This is a genomic window from Mesorhizobium shonense (assembly GCF_040545255.1).
Classification (GTDB): Bacteria; Pseudomonadota; Alphaproteobacteria; order Rhizobiales; family Rhizobiaceae; genus Mesorhizobium; species Mesorhizobium shonense.
Map to the genome: position 1 here is coordinate 1 of NZ_JBEPLM010000057.1, position 1,136 is coordinate 1,136.

Here is a 1,136-nt window from a genome sequence, read left to right on the forward strand (position 1 = left end):
GCGCAGACCCTAGAATCCTGTGTGTTGGTTCTGGTGTATGGTTGAAGTGGGAAGGAGACCGAGTGGATCCTGGTCGTCCTTTCGGACAGGCCGTGGCATGGCCCGGTCCCTTCCCACCGGTGAACCATCAACCTGAACAGTTGCACGGGGCTGTTCCAAGCAGACCCCGCACCACAGGAAGAGGCGTGGACATGATAATGCAGAACTATGTCGGCTGCGACATCTCAAAGCAGTGGCTGGACTTTTTTGATGAGGCAAGCGGCCGTTTCCGGCGCATCGACAATCAGGCCGACGCGATCGCGGCCTATGTGGCGGGCCTTGATCCCAGTCGGGACTTTGTCGTCATGGAGGCGACGGGGGTGCATGACCGGCTGCTGCGCCATGCGCTGGCCAAGGCCGGCGTGCCGTTCTCGCGGCACAACCCGGCCCATACCCACCACTATGCCAAGTCGACGAGACGGCGCGCCAAGACCGATCCTCTCGATGCCAGGATGCTGAGCGACTACGGCCGTCGCTATCACCCTGAGGCCGAGCCGGCGCCGAGCGAAGAAGTCGAGCGGCTTCAATCGCTTGCCGGCCACCGCGATCACCTGGTCAATATGCGGGCAACGGCGAAGAAGCACCTCGCCGAGGCCTTCAATGAGATCGTCATTGCCGATCTGGAAGAAACGATCGCTCACTTCGACACGCGCATCAAGGCGCTCGAGAGCCTGATTGCCGAAGTCATTCGTCAAAACCAGGGCACCGCTCGCGACCATGCGCTGATGGTCTCCGTGCCCGGTGTCTCCAAGGTCGGCGCGCTCTCGCTGCTGGCGCTCCTGCCCGAGCTCGGCCAGCGCTCACCCAAGGCGATCGCCGCGCTCGTCGGCCTTGCCCCGTTCGACAACAAGAGCGGCAAGCTCACACGCAGGAGCCAGATCCAGGGCGGGCGATCACGCGTGCGCCGCGCCCTCTACATGGCAGCCCTCACAGCCATCAGAACCTGTGACCGGTTCAAGTCCTTCTATACCGCACTTGCCGCCCGATCAGGCTCCAAGAAACTTGCTATCATCGCCGTAGCAAGGAAGCTCCTGGTCGTCCTCAACGCCATCATCCGCGACAAAACCGCATTCGCATGAACACAGTTGCCATGCCGT

1 protein-coding gene is annotated in these 1,136 nt (G+C 62.1%); it reads left to right on the forward strand.

Annotated features, from left to right (window positions below):
* On the forward strand, window positions 1-1,118 hold a 1,118-nt coding region (locus tag ABID26_RS37040), incomplete at its 5' end, for an IS110 family RNA-guided transposase (RefSeq protein WP_354418445.1).
* Window positions 1,119-1,136 lie beyond the last annotated feature (18 nt).